Here is a 17,810-nt window from a genome sequence, read left to right on the forward strand (position 1 = left end):
TGGCCCTGTTTTCAGTTGGCAGAAGTGGCCCTATTTTCGGTTGGCGTTAACACAGTCGCAACCTTTGCGATCGCTTCCCGCCTTTGTAGGTTCATGAGGTCCTCTTGCCTCACCTTCCCGCCCAGCTCAGCAGCCATACGGCGTGCATCTTCAGCCGTCGTTTGGAAGACGATCTTTGACCTGGCGTTGGCAAGCGCGTCGATTACATCAGGTCGCAATTGCTTTAGGTGTTGGTTGGCTACTACCATACCAAGGCCAAAAGAACGCGCTTGAGCGAACATCTCCTTGAGGCTTTCACTGTGCGCGATGAAGTTCTGGAACTCATCCATAAACAGCATCACAGGGCGCTCATGGGGCACCTCACGAACGGCTTTCCAGAGTTCACCTAGTAGAAGAGTTCCCATGATGTTTGCCGCGGACTGACCGATGACCACACCGTTCAAGTTGATGAAGAGCAGCTTGCCGTCACGTACAACATCACTCATTTGGAAGCTCGACTTTGATTGTCCGAGACTGTTCCGGATTTCAGGCCGTGACGTGAACTGCCACAGACGACGGCGTAATGCCGCGCTCTCGGAGTCCTGTTTCTTCGGGTCGTTCTTTAGGTATGCAACCCAGTAAGCCTTGATTTCCGGGTTCTTGATCTTCCCTACTAGATCAATCCGCCACTGGGTCTCTTCAGGCGTGGTCGGAACCAGGAGCGCAGGAAGGTCGATCAAGGTCGCTCCATCTAGTTCAGCAAGAGCGTGCAGACCGTGGTACAGAACAGCAGGCGCTGTAACTGTCTCCGGGTACATGGTCGAGATGAGCTGGATCAACTCGTCAATGGCTGATGATGAACGCCACTGATCCAAGATGTTGAAACCGATGGGGTATTCAGAGTCGGCAAGATCCCAGATAATAACATCCTTCTTGCGTTCTTCTGGCACACGTTCAAGCGCAGCTAGGAAGAGGTCACGCTTCGTTTCAATAAGTACGACACCTAGGCCGTCCTTCATGTCCTGTTCAACCACGCACGCCATCCAGCTCGTTTTACCGCTCTCAGTCGGTCCGAGGATATGGACGTGCTTCAAGCGATCGATCGTGTTGATGCCGATGTCCCTCTTGCTCTTTGCGTTCGATGCACCGATGACGGTCGTTCCCTTCCCATTAGCGGGGACGCTGTTGTTGACGTGCATGTAGCGCGTGCGGCTCTGGGGGAGACCCGGCACATAAGGGGAGTCAATCGGCCAGGTGATGATGGATGAGAGCTCGTTGATGTTGAACTGGGCTGGAAACCTCTTTGGGGTACTTGCTTGAGTTGCCCGCATTGCTGCCCCAGTGTCGGTGATCTTGATAAGTCGGTTCACGTAGGTCGACGTCTGAGACATCGAGTTCAAGACCTTGTTCGTGATCTGCTCGGCGGCTTGGGGCTTGCTGCTAATTGCTACCCTGCCCACCGCGTAGAAGTTCGGAGTTTCCAGCTTCCTGCGGCGATCTTCAATCTCGGCCGCATTGGCGTCTAGCTTCCCCATGAGAGAACGACTGATGTGGAACTCATGAGACATTGCTGCCTGTCCAACTGCCGGCATCTCTTCTCGGGGCTTCGGTGTGACGACCCATTGGACAAGTGCCACCTGCCCCTCTTCCAGTGACTGAATGCTCGTCAATAAGGAGGACGCGAAGTCACCGCCCTTGGTGATGTTCAAAGTGCGTGTGGGGTTGTTCATCCCGATCTCGGTAACAAGCTGCCACTCGAGTTCAGGTCGGTCAGTGTCTTCTTCGACAGTGACACCGGGGATCAAGTTCTCAAGCTGCTCAATCAGGAAGACAGCCTTTGCAGAGGGGACCAGCAGACGATGAACGAAACCCTGATCGTCAGCCCATGTCTCAAATACGATAGATGAGACAAGCGGCGTCTTGAGTCCAAACATCCTCTGCCGCGCCCACAAGCTGCCGCTGATTGCACGCAAGAAAGCCCTCACGCGTTCTTCAGTGAGGTCAGCGGGAAAGATGATTCGGAATGTCTTCCGGGATGAGTCAATTTGGTACTGGTTTTCCATTGCTGCTACCCGCCCCTACTTTGACACGTTGGGTATTGAATTAAAAGAACTGGTTCTTCTTTTTGCGGGCCTTGATGACCTTGCCGAAGACGATGGCGGCCACGATGACCACCAGCGCGATCCCTATAAGAGGAAGCCAGGGGCCGATCATTACCCCGATGATCTGAACTGCGATCACCGAGGCAATGACGAGCCAGAAAAATGACCATGCTTTTTTCATTGGTACCTCGTCACTTTGAACATAGAACAACGTAAGGCGGCGACCGCGGGGTGCCGCCTTACGTTGAAAAGAGGTAGATCTACTTGCGCTGCGCTTTCGCGTAGTCGCGCATCTCACGCATCGTGTCTTGCTTCCGCATCACCGCTTCAATCTCCAACTGGTAAGCGCTCTTGGGAGTCGGGGCTACGAAGCTCTCGCTCCAAAGCGCTGAAAATACGAATATGAAGGCAAGGAGGAAAACAAAAACTGCCATCGCAACCAGCATCGCGACTACCTCGCGTTCTGTGCCCGATAGATCATCTGTTCTGACTGCATCCAGCCACCTGCGAACTCCATCAGGCCGGCAAGGATCAACGAGTCGCCTCCTGAGAGGTTGAGTGCGAGATCCATGACCTCCTTGGCATCGTGCATTCGGTTCTCGGTGTAGCGCTTGCGGAGCTGCGCCTGAAACTCATTCAGCTCTGCCTTGGCAACTGACTTCTGAGCTTCTACCTGCGTTCCGCGTGTGAAGCGGGCGGCTTCGCGACCCGACGACGTCCAGGGGTTTGCCTGCGACAGTAATGCAACTGCATTGTTCATGATGGGCCTCTCGGGGTGTCAGATTGCAACGAACCTTGCAATAAATGAAAAGTATCAAACTATTCAATTACTGGCAAGTAGACTTTTGACATGAACAACTCTGATCTTGAGACCCCAGATACGAATTGGGAACGAGTTGCCGCGATTCAGCGGCTATGCAAGAGGCAGGGCCTATTTGGAGGCAAGACTCATCCGCCAGAAACTCTTGAATTGTTTGGCGTCAAGAGTCAACTTGAGTTCAGCAAGCTCATCAATACGGCCTTCATGCTCACGCCCAAGTGGCCACCCATGACAGCGATAGGTAGTGCCCTTGGCTTCGGATTCATCAGCGGAACTGGCGTAGTCGCACCTGAATCACTGACTGACAGGCGCACAGCACTTGCTATTCACCTAGGTGTCAGTGTGAGCACAGTTATGCGGTTTGAACACTCAGGAGCAGTGATACTCGATGACTACATTCGTCGACTTACAGATACTTCCGACCCAGACTGGCTAATCAGCTCGATGTGGCTAGGACTCGAATGGATCAATTCTCATGCGACTGAATTGAAGCTTGATTCACTGCTCACGGAGAATGCGGCGGAGGCTGCCTTCTGCCTGTCGATGGAGCGTTCGAAGTTTCGTGTCGAAGCTGAAAAGGCTCAGAAGCCCCCTGAAGACACCCGTGACGACACGATGCGTACCGACGCATAGCGCGTGTAGCATCGACCTGTTCGCGCCGCGGCGGAACGCTGCGACGCTGACCGCGCTCCGGTCAGCGGACCACGTCGTCGCGTGCGGGCTTGCCGACCCCGTCGGGCTTGCCCGCTTCCTGCGGTCGTGGGCCGAGCTCGGCGAGGCGGTCTCGACGGACAGGGTCAGCGTCGTGATGAACCGGGTGCGGCCGAGCGCCGTCGGGATCGACGCCAACCGGCAGGTCGTCGCAGCGCTGCGCCGGTTCGGCGGCATCCACGCCCCGTTCCTGGTCCCGCACGACCAGTCCGGCGCCGACGCTGCCGTGCTGACCGGCCGCACGCTGCGCGATGCCGCGCCGAAGTCGCCCGCACGCACGGGCATCCTGCGTCTGGTGCACAGGGAGCTTCTGCCCGAACCGGTGCGGGCGCGGGGCCGGGGACTGGGGCGGATGCCGTGGCGTCGCCGGGCGCCCGCCCTCTGAACCCCGCCCTCTGAACCCCGCGCTCTGAATCCGGCGTCCTGACGCCGGTGCCCGAGGTTCAGTCCCGCAGCCGGATCACGGTGACCCCGGAGCCGGGGCCCGTCACGACGAGCACCCGTTTGCCGGTGACCCCGTCGAGGGCCGCGGTGATCTCCGCGGCGGATGGGCCGCCTGCAGTGCTGTCCGTGCCCGCTTCGGCGCCTGCGTCTGCTGTTGTGTCTGCGTTGCCCTCTGCCCGCGCCCAGACGGTCACGGATGCCCCTGTGGTCTCGGTGATCGCCCGCCGGAGCGGTTCGGGGGACGCGCCGGTGACCAGGATCACCCGTCCGATGGTGCATTGCCGGCCCGGCGTCGCGGCGCTCATGGCCCTGTCGCGCTGCCAGACGGCGAAGTGGTACCCGGCGGCGAGGCCGGTCGCGATGAGGAGCCCCAGCGGGGCGCGCACCCGCTCGAGCAGGCTGCTCCCGGATGGGGACCCGGACGCGGACCCGAGACCGAACTCGAAGATGCGGTAGCCGATCAGGAGGAGGGCGACCAGCGCGACGACGGCGCTGACACCGAAGACCAGGATCAGGTAGACGCGCCGGGCGGTCGCGGAGCTTGTGGATGGATCGGCCGGGGCCAGCGGACGCCAGGCCAGCCACCAGACCGGTCCGCCCGCGATCATGACGCTGATGCCGCCGAGCAGCAGGGTGCGCGGGTTCGAGTCGGCGAGTGGCTGCGCGAGTGCCGCGAGCAGGGAGTTCACCACGACCCCGAGCCCGGAGGCCGCACCGACGAGCCCGATGCCGGACACGACCAGGCCGGCCGCCTGCCTGGTCTGGTCGCCGCGGACTGGAACCAGGACCCGGTGATAGGCCCAGACGAATGCGCCCATCGACGCCGCCGCGAGTGCGTTGCCGAGGGGATCGAGGATGCCGGTGAGGGACTCGGCGTTTCCGAACGCGCCTGAGCGGTCGAAGCCGAGCCTGAGCAGCACGAACACCGTTGTGCCCGCCCCGGCGAGGGTGAGGATCGCCGCTCCGCCGATTCCGCTGGCGATGAAAGCGACGTCGGCGAGCCCGCCGCGGAGGGTGACGGCCCTGTCGTGCAGCCAGTGCCACCACCACACGGCGCCGCCGCCGGCGCACCAGACCAGGCCTTCGAGGGGGAGCCACCACCACGGGGCACCCGCGAACGTCGATGCCCCCGACCCGGTGATGGCCGAGTCGAGCAGCGCGCCGAGCGCCGTGACGGCTCCGCCGGTACCGATCACGAGACCGAACACGCTCCCGAGAACGATCGCCGCCGTCGGGAGCCGCAGCGGATGCGTGGCCGGATTCCTGGATATCCACGTGTGCCACACCCACACGGCGGCCCAGACCAGTCCGGTGGCGAGGGTGCGCGGCTGCCAGTCCGCGCGCACGAGGGCCGCTGCGGAGCCGAGCAGGGCGGTCGAGGCGACGACGAGCGCGACGGTGCGCATGCCGGCGAGGTAGAGGCCCCAGGCGAGGGACGACCGATCTTCGCCGTCCAGGCGCCGCCGGAGCACCCACCACAGCAGGGCGGCGAAGGGGCCGGCGACCAGGGTGAAGGCGAGCGAGCGGGCGAGTCCGGCGACGTCTTCCCCTGCGAGAGCATTACCCGCATCGAGCAGGCGCCCCAGCAGCCCGGCCAGACCGATCGCGGCGATCACGACGAGGGCGAACAGGAGGACGAAGGCGATCAGGCGCCGGACCGTCGGCTGGGCCGACCCTCCCCGCGGTGCCGGCGACCGGCGGACCCCGATCACGATGGCGGCGATGACGACGCCGAGCGCGACCAGGAGACCTGCCCCGACGATCACGGGGCATCGGTCGTGGTCGTGGTGCCCGGGCAGATCGCGAGTTGCCAGGGCGCGGAGTCGATCTTCCAGGCGCCGTCGACCGTGAGCAGGTCGAACACCTCCTGGCTCTCGTATTCCGAGGACCCGAAGGGGCCGGCATCCTCCGAGGTGACGATGGACACCGTGACGTCGGCCGAACCGGGCCGCTCCGTCGTCGAGACGAGCGTGACCCTCAGGTCGCCGGCGGCCCGGCCGCCGACCGCGTCGCAACTCGCGAGGGCGTGCGGGGTGAGGAATCCGGCCGCCTTCTGCTCGTCGCCGTCGATGACAGCGGCAGAGTAGCGCTGGACGACACCGGCCGGGGTCGCCTGGCCGAGCTGCTCCGGCGCTCCGCGGGAGAAGACGACGACGAGCGCGACGATGACCAGAACTACGATCACGGACAGAACGGCGATCAGGGTGCGATCGGGCCTGCCCGGAGTGGGGTTCATCTGACCAGCATGACACCGCGCGCCGATTCATGGTCGCCCCAGTCACTTTCCTCGTTCAGGGGGACCTAGGCTGGCAGGGTGTCGACGCTCAGTGATCTCGTACTTGCCCAGGGCCGCAGCAGTGCCGAGGATGTGGACTGGCTCCACATGCTCGTCGCGGATGGTCAGCTCCTCGCCGACCTTGCTTTCGCGGACATCGTGGTGTGGGTGCCCGGCACGACCGGGAGCTTCGTGGCGGTCGCGCACGCGCGCCCCTCGAGCGCCGCGACCCTGTTCTACCGCGACTTCGTCGGGCAGGGAATCAAGGGGGAATGGCGCCAGCAGGTGACGGAGGCCTTCGAGTCCGCCAGGATCGTGGATACGACGGCCCCGGACTGGTACGAGGAGACTCCGACCCGCGTCAGGGCGATCCCCGTGATGCGCCGGCTCAGCACGACCGGTTCCCAGATCGCACCCGTGCCCGTCGCCGTGCTCACCCGGCACACGAACCTCAGCGAGGCGCGCACGCCGAGCCGCCAGGAACTTACCTTCAACGACTGCGCCAACGACCTGTTCGCGATGATCGCCTCCGGCGATTTCCCCGATCTCGGCGCTCCGACCGGCCCGCGCCGCGGCGCCCCGCGCGCCTCGGACGGCCTGATCCGGCTCGACCTCGACGGTGTCACGACCTTCGCGAGCCCCAACGCGCTCTCCGCCTTCAACCGGATGGGCTTCGTCGACGAGCTCGAGGGCGAGTCACTCGCCGAGGTCACGACGGGATTGCTCACCGGCACGGTCGTCGTCGACGAATCGCTCCCGCTCGTCGTCACCGGCCGGGCTCCCTGGCGAACCGATGTCGAGGCTCGCGGGGTGACCGTCTCGCTCCGCGCGATCCCGATCCGCAACCGCGGCCAGCGGATCGGCGCGATCGTGCTCTGCCGCGACGTGACCGAACTGCGCCACCAGGAGCGCGAGCTCATCACGAAGGACGCGACCATCCGGGAGATCCACCACCGGGTGAAGAACAACCTCCAGACCGTGGCGTCGCTGCTCCGGATCCAGGCCAGGCGGACCCACTCCGATACCGCGCGCGAGGCGCTCAACCAGGCCATGCGCCGGGTCGCGGCGATCGCTGTCGTCCACGACACCCTGTCGACGGGGCTGAACCAGCAGGTCGACTTCGACGTCGTCTTCGACCGGGTGCTGCTCCTGATCGCCGAGGTCGCATCCGCTCACAACACGACGGCGCACCCGAAGCTGTCCGGCAGTTTCGGCGTTCTGCCGAGCGCCTTCGCCACCCCGCTCGCGCTCGCGCTCACGGAGCTCGTCACGAACGCGGTCGAGCATGGCCTCGCCGGCCGGGAGGGCGAAGTCGTGATCGAGGCCGAGCGCAACGAAGAGACCCTCACGGTGCGCGTGCGTGACAACGGTTCCGGTCTTCCCGAGGGCAAGGTCGGATCGGGACTGGGCACGCAGATCGTGCGCACCCTGATCCAGGGCGAGCTCAGCGGGAGCATCGACTGGCACACGATGATGGGCAGCGGCACCGAAGTGACGATCGAGATTCCCCTGCGGTACATGCGTGAGACCTGACTGCCGCGGGGGCGGCGCGCCAGGTCTCAGGACACGGGCGGTGGGGCTAGGACGCGCGGCGCGCCCGTGCGGCACGGCGCTTGAGGGCGCGGCGTTCGTCTTCGCTCAGGCCGCCCCAGACGCCGGAATCCTGTCCGGTCTCCAGTGCGTACTGGAGGCACACCTCGGTCACATTGCAACGGGCACACACAGACTTGGCCTTCTCGATCTGGTCCACAGCGGGTCCAGTGTTACCGACGGGGAAGAACAATTCCGGGTCGGCGGTGAGGCAGGCCGCTTTGTCGCGCCAGTCCATAGAGATGCTCCTTTATTGCAGGGTGCCTGGCCGATTGGCCGAAGATGAGAGGCTGCCGATTGCAGGAAGGTAAGCGATTTACGCATTCATAGGGCTCACGTCCCTGTGAGCGTCAACCGGGCCTCAATTATGGTCGCATAATGGTGGGGTCAAATCAATAGTTTGGTATGGGATATCTCTGTGAATCAACAGTTCGACCAGCGTCCGGACGGTGACGCCGGTGCGTTCCGCCCGCTTCGTGCGCCCGCACTCCTTCTCCTCGCCGGCCTGCTCTGGGCCGAGGCCGCCCTGCTCTGGGCCGCGGTGGTCTGGCTCGTCCTCGAGCTTCTCACCGCGACGCCGACCTCGCTCGCGAGCGGGGTCGCGATCCTGATCATCGTGCTGATCGCCGCCGCCTGGGTGACCGCGATCGCGGTCAATTCCCTGAGGCGCCGCGGCTGGATCCGCGGCGCCGCGGTGACCTGGCAGGTCGTGCAGATCGCCGTCGCCGTCGGCTGCTTCCAGGGGCTGTACGCGCGTCCGGATCTCGGCTGGGCGCTCCTGGTGCCCTCGATCGTGGTGCTCGGGCTCCTGTTCACCCCCGCGGTGCTCGCGGCCACGCAGACCCCGCGGGATGAGGGCGACACGGCCGGGTAGACATCCGTCGCCGAGTGTTCACACAGTATTTCGTCCAGGCAGCAGGTCGGTGCCGCCCGGACGGCAGCGGATGTCGTCAGCGGCCGCTGGGGGCCCCTGACGGCCCCGGGGAAGTGGGACCGGGTGTCAGTCGCCGAGGCCGAGCTTCTTGCGCAGGCTCGCGACGTGGCCCGTCGCACGTAGGTTGTAGAGCGCGAGGGTGATCAGTCCGGCCTCGTCGATCACGAAGGTGGACCGCAGGACGCCCGTGACGGTCTTGCCGTAGAGGTTTTTCTCGCCCCAGGCGGCGTACGCCCGGTGCACGGTGAGGTCGCTGTCGCTCAGGAGCGGGAACGTGAGGCCCTCGGCGTCCCGGAAGGCCCGGAGCTTCTCCGGCGTGTCCCGCGAGACGCCGAGCACGCGGTAGCCCGCAGTCTCGAGCGAACCGAGGCTGTCGCGGAAATCGCAGGCCTGCTTCGTGCAGGCCGGGGTGAGCGCGGCCGGGTAGAAGTAGACGACGACCTTCGAGCCCGCGAACCCGGCGAGCGAGACGGATGCGCCGTCCTGGTCGGTGAGCGTGAACTGCGGTGCCGGGTCGCCGGCTTCGAGGCGCGTGGAATCCGTCATGCCCCCACGTTAGTGGTGCGGGGACACCGCGAAGGTCGCGAGCAGTCGTTGCAGCGAGTCGAGGCGGGCCTTGCCGGTGTCGCCGAGTTCGCCGGCCGCGACGGCCTCGTTGATGGCGCAGTCCGGCGAGTCCGGCAGATGGGTACAGCCGCGCGGGCACTTCTCCGCGATCGCGGCGAGGTCGGTGAACGCCTTGAGGATGTTGTCGGTGTTGATATGCCCGAGGCCGAAGGAGCGCACTCCGGGAGTGTCGATGACCCAGCCGCGGCCGGCATCCGTTTCGAGTCGCAGCGAGACCGTCGAGGACGAGGTGTGCCTGCCGCGGCCGGTCACGGTGTTCACGACGCCGACGGCGCGGTGCGCGTCCGGCACGAGGGCGTTGACGAGCGTGGACTTGCCGACGCCGGAGTGGCCGACGAAGACGGTGTCATGGCCGACGAGCGCAGCGGAGATGCTCTCGAGCGGCATGGCGTCGTCGCGGCTCGTGAAGACGATCAGGTCGAGGCCGGCGAAGTTGTTCAGGAACTCGGCGGGATCGGCGAGGTCGGTCTTCGTGATGCAGAGGATCGGCGTGACGCCCGCGTCGTACGCCGCGACGAGGTACCGGTCGACCAGGCGGATGCGCGGCTCCGGGTTCGCGGCGGCGACGACGATGAGCATCTGGTCGGCATTGGCGACGATGACCCGTTCGACGGCGTCGGTGTCGTCGGCGCTGCGGCGCAGCAGGGTGACCCGCGGCACGATCCGCACGATGCGGGCGAGGCTGCCCTCCGCCCCGGTGGTGTCTCCGACGATGTCGACGCGGTCGCCGGTCACGACGGCGTGCTTGCGCAGCTCGCTCGCCCTGGCCGCGGTCACCCGTCGTTCGGTGTGCTTGTTCTCGTCGAGCATGACGGTGTAGCGGCCGCGGTCGACCGAGAGGATGCGCCCGGTGAGCGCGTCCTCGTGGTCAGGGCGGGTCTTGGTGCGCGGTTTGCTGCCCTTGCGGTTGGGGCGCACCCGCACGCTCGACTCGTCGAACTCGGGTTCGTCGTCGTCCGCGCCGGCCCACCAGCTCATGCGAGCACGGTCGAGGCGAGGAGCGCGTGCCACAGTTCGGGGAACTGGGGGAGCGTCTTCGCAGTCGTGCCGATGTCCTCGACCAGGACGCCGGGAACAGCGAGGCCGATCAGGGCTCCCGCCGTCGCCATCCGGTGGTCGTCGTAGCTGTGCCACTGTCCGCCGTGCAGGGGCCGCGGGTCGATCTGCAGGCCGTCCGGCAGCTCCGTGACGGCGCCGCCGAGCCCGTTGATCTCCGTCACGAGGGCGGCGAGGCGGTCGGTCTCGTGGTTCCGGATGTGGCCGATGCCGGTGATCGTGCTCGGGGAATCCGCGAGGGCGGCGAGGGCGACGAGGGCCGGCGCGAGCTCACCTCCCGTGGAGAGGTCGAGAGTGACGCCGGTGAGATGCTCGCCCGCGGTGACCGTGAGACGGTCGCCCGCGCGGGTGACGATCGCGCCGAACAGCGGCAGCAGGTACGCGAGGTCGGCGCCGACCTGGGTCGTCTCGGCAGGCCAGCCCGTGATCGTGACGCTCCCGCCGGCCACGAGCGCGGCCGCGAGGAACGGCGCGGCGTTGGACAGGTCTGGTTCGATGTCGACGTCGATACCCCGGATCGGGCCGGGCTCGACGATCCATTCGCCGACGGCTGGGCTCGTCACGGTGACCCCGCGGCGGGCGAGGGTCGCGATCGTCATCTCGATGTGCGGCAGGCTCGGCAGGCGTTCGCCGTCGTGTCGGAGGTGCAGTCCGCGCTCGAACCGCGGGGCGGCGAGGAGCAGGCCGGAGACGAACTGGCTCGAGGTGGACGCGTCGATCGTGACCTCACCGCCGGAGAGGCTGCCGGTGCCGTGCACCGTGAACGGCAGCGCGTGGCGGCCGTCGTCGTTGATGTCGGCGCCGAGGGCGCTGAGGGAGGAGATCGTGGTCGCCATCGGGCGGCGGCGTGCACCGGCGTCGCCGTCGAACGTCGTCGGGCCGAGCGCGAGGGCGGCGACGGGCGGGAGGAAGCGCATCACGGTGCCGGCCAGGCCGCAGTCGATCGTCGTCGAGCCGAAGAGCTCGCCGGGGGTGACCCGGAGGTCCGTGCCGAACTCGCCGTCGCCGGGGACGGACTCGATCGTGGCGCCCAGCTGCCGGAGCGCATCGACCATCAGGTCGCTGTCGCGGGAGTGCAGCGGTGCGCGGAGGAGGGAGGGCCCGTCGGCGAGGGCCGCGAGCACGAGCTCGCGGTTGGTGAGCGACTTCGAACCCGGCAGGGAGACGACGGCGGCGAGCGGCCGCGCTGCAACAGGGGCCGGCCACCAGGCATCCGTCTCTTCGGGCGCGTTGTCGCCGTAGGGATCGAAATCGGGCTTGGAATATCTCGAGATCAACATCGGTTATCAGGATAGTCGGTGATGAACAGATGAGGGAGGTCCCGATGGTGCTGTCAACGGTGCTTGAACGACCCGAAACGTCCGTGATCGACGCATTAGAATTGTCCGTGATGACAACTGACGCGATCGACCTGCGAGACCTGTTCGAAGAACAGGCGATGCCCTACATCGACCAGCTCTACGCCGCAGCAATGCGGATGACGCGCAATCCTTCGGATGCGCAGGACCTGGTCCAGGAGACGTTCGTCAAGTCGTTCGCCGCTTTCAAGCAGTTCGAGCAGGGCACCAATCTCAAAGCGTGGCTCTACCGCATCCTCACGAACACATTCATCAACACCTATCGCAAGAAGCAGCGCGAGCCCTACCAGGGCACCATCGACGACCTCGAAGACTGGCAGCTCGGGGGCGCCGAATCGACGACCGCGATGGCGAGTCGCTCGGCAGAGGCCGAAGCGATCGATCACCTGCCGGACAGCGCCGTGAAGGACGCCCTGCAGTCCATCCCGGAAGACTTCCGGCTGGCCGTGTACTTCGCCGACGTCGAGGGCTTCTCCTACCAGGAGATCGCCGAAATCATGAAAACACCGATCGGCACCGTGATGAGCCGCCTGCACCGTGGCCGGCGACTCCTGCGTGACCTGTTGGCCGGCTATGCGCTCGAGCGCGGCCTGGGCTCAGCCCAGCCCGCATCCGGGACCCCGGCTGCAACGGGCCGGGCCGGTCGTAACACCTCTGGGAGCACGAAATGACCGATTGCGGCTGCGAGAAGGCCAAGGCCGAACTCGAGGAATACCTCCACAACGAACTCTGCGGCGAGGACACCGCCGATATCCAGGAGCACCTGGCCCACTGCACGGACTGCAGCAGCGAACACCTCGTCGGGCGCACCCTGACCGAGGCCGTGCAGCGCGCCTGCCGGGAGATCGCTCCGGAAGACCTCCGCGACCAGGTGTTGCTCAAACTGCGTACCATCCAGTCCTCGCACTGACTCCCGCCTGGCACTGACTCCTGCGTGGCGTGTCCCTCGCGGCACCGTCGTTCGGCGGATGCCCGTGACGGGTCACCCGGCGGACTGGCTGGTTTCGACGTCACTCTCGTCGACGTCGATGAAGGCGGCATCCGCGAAGGCAGCGTCGTCGCCGACGCCAGTCGCGACCGTTTCCGTCGTTGTGGCGTCGTCCCTGGCCGCGCCGGTCGGCGTGCCGGCCTCGACCGAACCCAGGTAGAACATCGCTCCCGTCGGGTCTGCGACCTGGGCGAAGGTGCCGAACTCCGAGTCCCACGGCTCGCGAAGCACCGCGCCGCCCAGCTCGACGACCCGGGCGGCGGCCGTTGCCGCGTCCGGGACGCCGAAGTACACCGCCCAGTGCGAGGGAACACCCTCCGGGAGGAACGCCGTCGAGTCCATGACCCCGGCGACGGGCATGCCCTCCGGCCCGATCGTGCTGTACCGGAATTCCGGGGTGTCGCTCAGGACCTGCGGGTCCCAGCCGAAGACGGTCGCGTAGAACGGCAGGGCGGCGTCGTAGTCCCGACTGCTGAGTTCGTGCCAGATCGGTGTCCCCGGCCGGGCGACGGTGTGGAAGCCGTCGAACTCAATGGGCTGCCAGATGCCGACCGCGGCGCCGGAGGGGTCCGCGAGCACCGCGGTGCGTCCCATCCCGCCGACCGTGAGCGGCTCCAGGAGCACCTGGCCTCCGGCTGCGACCGCGGCCGTCACCGTGTCGTCGACGTCGTCGACCGAGAGGTAGACGAGCCACGCGTCCGGCGCGTTCGACCCGTCAGGGGCGGCGGCCATTCCTGCGACATCTGCGGCTCCGCGCGAGAAGGTCACGTAGTTGCCGTATTCGGGTCCGGATTCGCTCGCGTGCCACCCGAAGAGCTGGGTGTAGAACTCACGGTCCTTCGAGGGATCCGAGGTCATCAGGTCGTTCCAGCAGGGTTCGCCGAGCCGGGTCACATCGCGGGTGGACACAGCAACACTCCTTCGGTCGCGTCGCGGTCCCTGTCACCTTCGAGGTCGCGATCGCGGCCAGCCTACGACCGGGCCCGTCTCCGGGCAATGCCCGTGCCCTTCCGGTCGAGAGTGCCCGCCAGAACGGGAACTCTCGACCGGAAAGGTACGCCTAGAGGGTGAGCGCGTTCCTCAGCAGGTCGACCTGTTCGGCGGCGTGCCGCTTCGCGGAGCCGGCCGCCGGCGATGCGGAGGCGGCCCGGGAGAACACCCGAACCGGGCGCTTGACGACCTTGCTGGTGCTGAAGTAGAAGAACGGCCAGGCGCCCTGGTTTTCCGGCTCATCCTGCACCCAGGCGAGTTCGGCGTCCGGGTACTGGGCGACGACCTGCTGAATCTCGGCTGCGGGCAGCGGGTAGAACTGCTCGATCCGCACGAGTGCGATCTCGGGGTTCGGGTTCTTCTCGAGCTCGCTGAGCAGGTCGTAGTAGAGCTTGCCCGCCATGAACAGCACGCGCTTGACAGCGGACTTGTCTGTGATGCGCGCGTCGTCGATCACGGGCTCGAAACGTCCGCTGGTGAAGTCGGCGACCGCGCTCGTCGCGCCGCGCAGGCGGAGCATCGACTTGGGCGTGAAGACCACGAGCGGGCGCCGCGGGCGCATGTACGCCTGGCGGCGCAGCAGGTGGAAGTACGAGGCCGGCGTCGAGGGGCGGGCGACGGTCATGTTGTTCTCGGCGCACAGCTGGAGGTAGCGTTCGATCCTCGCCGAGGAGTGGTCGGGGCCCTGGCCCTCGTACCCGTGCGGGAGGAGGAGCACGACGGAGGACCGCTGGCCCCACTTCTGCTCGGCGGAGGACACGAACTCGTCGATCACGGTCTGGGCGCCGTTGGCGAAGTCGCCGAACTGGGCCTCCCAGAGAACGAGCGCGTCGGCGCGTTCGACGGAGTAGCCGTACTCGAAGCCCATCGCCGCGTATTCGCTCAGGAGCGAGTCGTAGATCCAGAACCGGGCCTGGTCCTCGCTGAGGTTCGCGAGCGGCAGCCATTCCTGGCCGTTGATGCGGTCGTGGAGAACGGCGTGACGCTGCACGAAGGTGCCGCGGCGGGCATCCTGGCCGGCGAAGCGCACCGGGGTGCGCTCGAGCAGGAGGGAACCGAGGGCGAGGAGCTCACCGAACGCCCAGTCGATGTTGCCGTTCCGGCTCATGTCCGCACGCTTCTGCATGAGCTGCTGGAGCTTGTTGTGGACCGTGAAGCCGGCGGGCTTGTTGAGGAAGGCATCCCCTATGAGGTGCACGACCGCCTCGGGGACGCCCGTGGTCGCAGGCTCGCCGACGGCTTCGTCCTGGAGGTTGTTGCCGGAGGACAGGCCCTGGCTGCCGACGACCGGAATCGACGAGGACTGCGCGGCGTGCGTCTCCATGAACGCGCGTTCGAGGCGGTCCTGGAAGTCGGCGTGCGCGGCCTCGTACTCTGCCTCGGTGATGTCGCCACGTCCGACGAGCGCCTCGGTGTAGAGCTTCCGCACCGAGCGCTTGGCCTCGATCAGGTTGTACATCAGGGGCTGGGTCATCGAGGGGTCGTCGCCCTCGTTGTGGCCACGCCTGCGGTAGCAGATCAGGTCGATCACGACGTCGCGCTTGAACTCCTGGCGGTAGGCGAATGCGAGCTCAGCGACCCGCACGACGGCCTCGGGGTCGTCGCCGTTCACGTGGAAGATCGGCGCCTGGATGGTCTTCGCGACGTCCGTCGAATACACCGAGGTGCGCGCGTCGAGGGGCAGCGTCGTGAAGCCGACCTGGTTGTTGACGACGAGGTGGATCGTGCCGCCGGTGCGGAAGCCGCGCAGCTGGGACATCTGCAGCGTTTCGAGCACGATGCCCTGGCCGGCCATGGCTGCGTCGCCGTGCACGAGCACGGGGAGGGTCGAGAAGGTGCCGATCGGCTTGCGGTCCTGCTTGGCGCGCACGATGCCCTCGAGGACGCCGTCGACGGCTTCGAGGTGCGAGGGGTTCGCGGCGAGGTACACCGGGATCTCCACGCCGTTGTTTCCGCGGAAGCTGCCCTCCGTGCCGAGGTGGTACTTGACGTCCCCTGAGCCCTGCACGCTTCTGGGGTCCTGGGTGCCCTCGAACTCGCGGAAGATCTGGCCGTAGGTCTTTCCGGCGATGTTGGTGAGCACGTTCAGCCGGCCACGGTGGGCCATGCCGATCGCGACGCCGTCGAGGCCGGCATTCGCCGCACCTTCGAGGATCGCGTCGAGGAGCGGGATGGTGGACTCGCCGCCCTCGAGGCTGAACCGCTTCTGGCCGACGTACTTGGTCTGCAGGAAGGTCTCGAAGGCCTCGGCCTCGTTGAGCTTTCCGAGGATGCGCATCTGCTCGTCATGCGTGGGCTTGACGTAGGTCTTCTCCATCTTTTCCTGCATCCACTTGCGCTGGGCAGGGTCCTGGATGTGCATGTACTCGATGCCGGTCGTGCGGCAGTAGGAGTCGCGGAGCACACCGAGGATGTCGCGGAGCAGCATCAGCCGCTGGCTGCCGAAGCCGCCCGTGACGAACTGGCGGTCGAGGTCCCAGAAGGTCAGGCCGTGGTTGGCGATGTCGAGGTCGGGGTGGGTGCGCTGGGTGTATTCGAGCGGGTCGACGTCGGCCATCAGGTGTCCGCGGACCCGGTAGGCGTTGATCAGTTCCTGCACGCGCGCGGTCTTGTCGACGGCGCTCGCGAGGTCGACGCTGATGTCGGGCGCCCAGTGGATCGGGTCGTATGGAATGCGCAGCGCCGCGAAGATGTCTTCGTAGAAGTGGTGCCCGCCGATGAGGAGCTCGTGCACGATCTTGAGGAATTCGCCGGAGCCGGCGCCCTGGATGACGCGGTGGTCGTAGGTGCTCGTGAGGGTGATGGTCTTGGAGATGGCCAGGCCGGTGAGCGTCTTGACGCTCGCACCCTGGAACTCGGCCGGGTAGTCGAGGGCGCCGGCGCCGATGATGCAGCCCTGCCCCTTCATCAGCCTGGGGACGGAGTGCACGGTCCCGATGCCGCCCGGGTTGGTGAGCGAAACGGTCGCGCCGGAGAAGTCGTCGGCGGTCAGCTTGTTCTTGCGCGCGCGGGTGACGAGGTCTTCGTAGGACGACAGGTACTCGCCGAAGGTCATGGTGTCCGCACGCTTGATCGCGGGGACCATCAGGGCGCGGGTGCCGTCCGGCTTGGGCAGGTCGATCGCGATGCCGAGGCCGACGTGGGCGGGAGCGACGACGGAGGGCTTTCCGTCGATCTCGTCGTACCAGACGTTCTGGCTCGGGAACATCTTGAGGGCCTTGATCAGCGCCCAGCCGATCAGGTGCGTGAAGGAGACCTTGCCACCGCGGGACCTGCGCATGTGGTTGTTCATCACGATGCGGTTGTCGATCAGGAGCTTGGCCGGGATGGTGCGCACGCTCGTCGCCGTTGGCACGGTGAGGCTCGTGGCCATGTTGGCGGCGAGGCTCTTCTGCATGCCGCGGAGCGGGGTGACGAGGTCCTGCGTCTCGGCAGTGCCCGCCGGCGCCGGCTGGCCCTTGACCGGCGCGTCGGCAGGGACGGGGAGCGAACGCGGGGCGGTCGAGGTGGTGCGGGCGGTGCGCTGGCCGCCGATGATCGCGATCGGTGCCGTGATCGGGGCGGGCTCGACCGGGGCGGATGCGACGGGGGCCGGTGCGACCGGGGTTGCTGCTGCGGGGGCGGATGCCGCCGTCTGGGCCGGCTGCGCGGCCTCGGCAGCGGGTGATTCCGCGTCGTGGCCTGCCCCGTTCGCGGTCTGGTGGTAGCTCTCCAGCACGGGCCACCAGGACTCATCCACCGAGTTCTTGTCGACGAGGTACCGTTCGTACAGCTCGTCGACGAGCCACTCGTTCGCTCCGAATTCACCCGACGTTGCTTCGTCGGATCCACTACCGGTCAACTGGCTCGACACAGCCGGTTCCCACTCTCTGCGTTGAATTTTGGATATCCCCGGCCGAAAATCGCCGGTTCGGTCTGCCCGCCCAGCCTAAACCA

The 17,810-nt window shown here is 66.2% G+C and carries 18 protein-coding genes; 6 read left to right on the forward strand and 12 right to left on the reverse strand.

Translation table 11 applies throughout. The annotated features are described in order from the left end of the window. Positions 1–11: 11 nt before the first annotated feature. From RHM57_RS02200 to RHM57_RS02215, 4 genes are all read right to left on the reverse strand, one after another. On the reverse strand, positions 12–2,042 hold the full coding sequence (locus tag RHM57_RS02200) for a type IV secretory system conjugative DNA transfer family protein (RefSeq protein WP_322189540.1): 2,031 nt from the start codon (positions 2,040–2,042) through the stop codon (positions 12–14). A 40-nt stretch (positions 2,043–2,082) separates the two neighbouring features. Beyond that, entirely contained in the window at positions 2,083–2,262 is a 180-nt protein-coding gene (locus RHM57_RS02205) for a hypothetical protein (protein ID WP_322189541.1), read from the reverse strand. A 79-nt stretch (positions 2,263–2,341) separates the two neighbouring features. Next, positions 2,342–2,527 (reverse strand): hypothetical protein, encoded by a 186-nt coding sequence (locus RHM57_RS02210; RefSeq protein WP_322189542.1) that lies wholly within the window; start codon positions 2,525–2,527, stop codon positions 2,342–2,344. A 5-nt stretch (positions 2,528–2,532) separates the two neighbouring features. Then, entirely contained in the window at positions 2,533–2,841 is a 309-nt protein-coding gene (locus RHM57_RS02215) for a hypothetical protein (protein ID WP_322189543.1), read from the reverse strand. A 90-nt stretch (positions 2,842–2,931) separates the two neighbouring features. On the opposite strand from RHM57_RS02215, the gene RHM57_RS02220 reads away from it, so the two are divergent. After that, positions 2,932–3,534 (forward strand): hypothetical protein, encoded by a 603-nt coding sequence (locus RHM57_RS02220; protein ID WP_322189544.1) that lies wholly within the window; start codon positions 2,932–2,934, stop codon positions 3,532–3,534. Further along, the gene (locus RHM57_RS02225; protein ID WP_322189545.1) at positions 3,506–3,997 is read left to right on the forward strand and encodes a hypothetical protein; all 492 of its coding nucleotides are present in this window, start codon (positions 3,506–3,508) and stop codon (positions 3,995–3,997) included. Before RHM57_RS02220 ends, RHM57_RS02225 begins: the two co-directional genes overlap by 29 nt. A gap of 58 nt (positions 3,998–4,055) precedes the next feature. Here the strand turns inward: RHM57_RS02225 and RHM57_RS02230 are convergent, their stop codons facing one another. Beyond that, positions 4,056–5,822: a DUF5671 domain-containing protein gene (locus RHM57_RS02230; RefSeq protein WP_322189546.1), complete on the reverse strand. Its 1,767-nt coding sequence runs from the start codon at positions 5,820–5,822 to the stop codon at positions 4,056–4,058. Continuing rightward, positions 5,819–6,292, reverse strand: a complete 474-nt coding sequence (locus RHM57_RS02235) for a hypothetical protein (protein ID WP_134449763.1) — start codon at positions 6,290–6,292, stop codon at positions 5,819–5,821. Before RHM57_RS02235 ends, RHM57_RS02230 begins: the two co-directional genes overlap by 4 nt. Before the next feature lie 78 nt (positions 6,293–6,370). Here RHM57_RS02235 and RHM57_RS02240 point away from each other — a divergent pair, with 78 nt between their 5' ends. Beyond that, positions 6,371–7,864 carry a sensor histidine kinase gene (locus RHM57_RS02240; protein ID WP_134449764.1) on the forward strand — a complete coding sequence of 498 codons (1,494 nt, stop codon included), beginning with the start codon at positions 6,371–6,373 and terminating at the stop codon, positions 7,862–7,864. A 46-nt stretch (positions 7,865–7,910) separates the two neighbouring features. Here RHM57_RS02240 and RHM57_RS02245 read toward each other — a convergent pair whose 3' ends face one another. After that, positions 7,911–8,159 carry a WhiB family transcriptional regulator gene (locus RHM57_RS02245; protein WP_035837005.1) on the reverse strand — a complete coding sequence of 83 codons (249 nt, stop codon included), beginning with the start codon at positions 8,157–8,159 and terminating at the stop codon, positions 7,911–7,913. Positions 8,160–8,339: 180 nt separating this feature from the next. Between RHM57_RS02245 and RHM57_RS02250 the strand changes: the two genes are divergently transcribed. Beyond that, entirely contained in the window at positions 8,340–8,795 is a 456-nt protein-coding gene (locus tag RHM57_RS02250; RefSeq protein WP_322189547.1) for a hypothetical protein, read from the forward strand. Between the two features lie 126 nt (positions 8,796–8,921). Here the strand turns inward: RHM57_RS02250 and bcp are convergent, their stop codons facing one another. The 3 genes from bcp to aroA are packed head-to-tail and all read right to left on the reverse strand — an operon-like array spanning position 8,922 to position 11,818. After that, positions 8,922–9,401 carry a thioredoxin-dependent thiol peroxidase gene (gene bcp / locus RHM57_RS02255; protein WP_322189548.1) on the reverse strand — a complete coding sequence of 160 codons (480 nt, stop codon included), beginning with the start codon at positions 9,399–9,401 and terminating at the stop codon, positions 8,922–8,924. 9 nt (positions 9,402–9,410) lie between these two features. Beyond that, positions 9,411–10,460, reverse strand: coding sequence for a ribosome small subunit-dependent GTPase A (rsgA, locus tag RHM57_RS02260; protein ID WP_134449767.1), 1,050 nt, complete (start codon positions 10,458–10,460; stop codon positions 9,411–9,413). Beyond that, positions 10,457–11,818, reverse strand: a complete 1,362-nt coding sequence (gene aroA / locus RHM57_RS02265; RefSeq protein WP_322189549.1) for a 3-phosphoshikimate 1-carboxyvinyltransferase — start codon at positions 11,816–11,818, stop codon at positions 10,457–10,459. Before aroA ends, rsgA begins: the two co-directional genes overlap by 4 nt. Positions 11,819–11,928: 110 nt before the next feature. Here aroA and RHM57_RS02270 point away from each other — a divergent pair, with 110 nt between their 5' ends. Next, positions 11,929–12,567, forward strand: a complete 639-nt coding sequence (locus RHM57_RS02270; protein WP_174774656.1) for a sigma-70 family RNA polymerase sigma factor — start codon at positions 11,929–11,931, stop codon at positions 12,565–12,567. Then, positions 12,564–12,806 (forward strand): zf-HC2 domain-containing protein, encoded by a 243-nt coding sequence (locus RHM57_RS02275; protein ID WP_134449770.1) that lies wholly within the window; start codon positions 12,564–12,566, stop codon positions 12,804–12,806. The genes RHM57_RS02270 and RHM57_RS02275 overlap by 4 nt, the downstream gene beginning before the upstream one ends. 72 nt (positions 12,807–12,878) lie before the next feature. Here the strand turns inward: RHM57_RS02275 and RHM57_RS02280 are convergent, their stop codons facing one another. Both RHM57_RS02280 and RHM57_RS02285 read right to left on the reverse strand, forming a co-directional pair. Then, a complete protein-coding gene (locus tag RHM57_RS02280; RefSeq protein WP_241975497.1) occupies positions 12,879–13,793 on the reverse strand; it encodes a VOC family protein in 915 nt (304 codons plus the stop codon). A gap of 151 nt (positions 13,794–13,944) precedes the next feature. After that, entirely contained in the window at positions 13,945–17,727 is a 3,783-nt protein-coding gene (locus RHM57_RS02285; protein WP_322189550.1) for a multifunctional oxoglutarate decarboxylase/oxoglutarate dehydrogenase thiamine pyrophosphate-binding subunit/dihydrolipoyllysine-residue succinyltransferase subunit, read from the reverse strand. Between the last annotated feature and the right edge of the window lie 83 nt (positions 17,728–17,810).

Origin of the sequence: Cryobacterium sp. 10S3, from assembly GCF_034344045.1 — a bacterium.
Classification (GTDB): domain Bacteria; phylum Actinomycetota; class Actinomycetes; order Actinomycetales; family Microbacteriaceae; genus Cryobacterium; species Cryobacterium glucosi.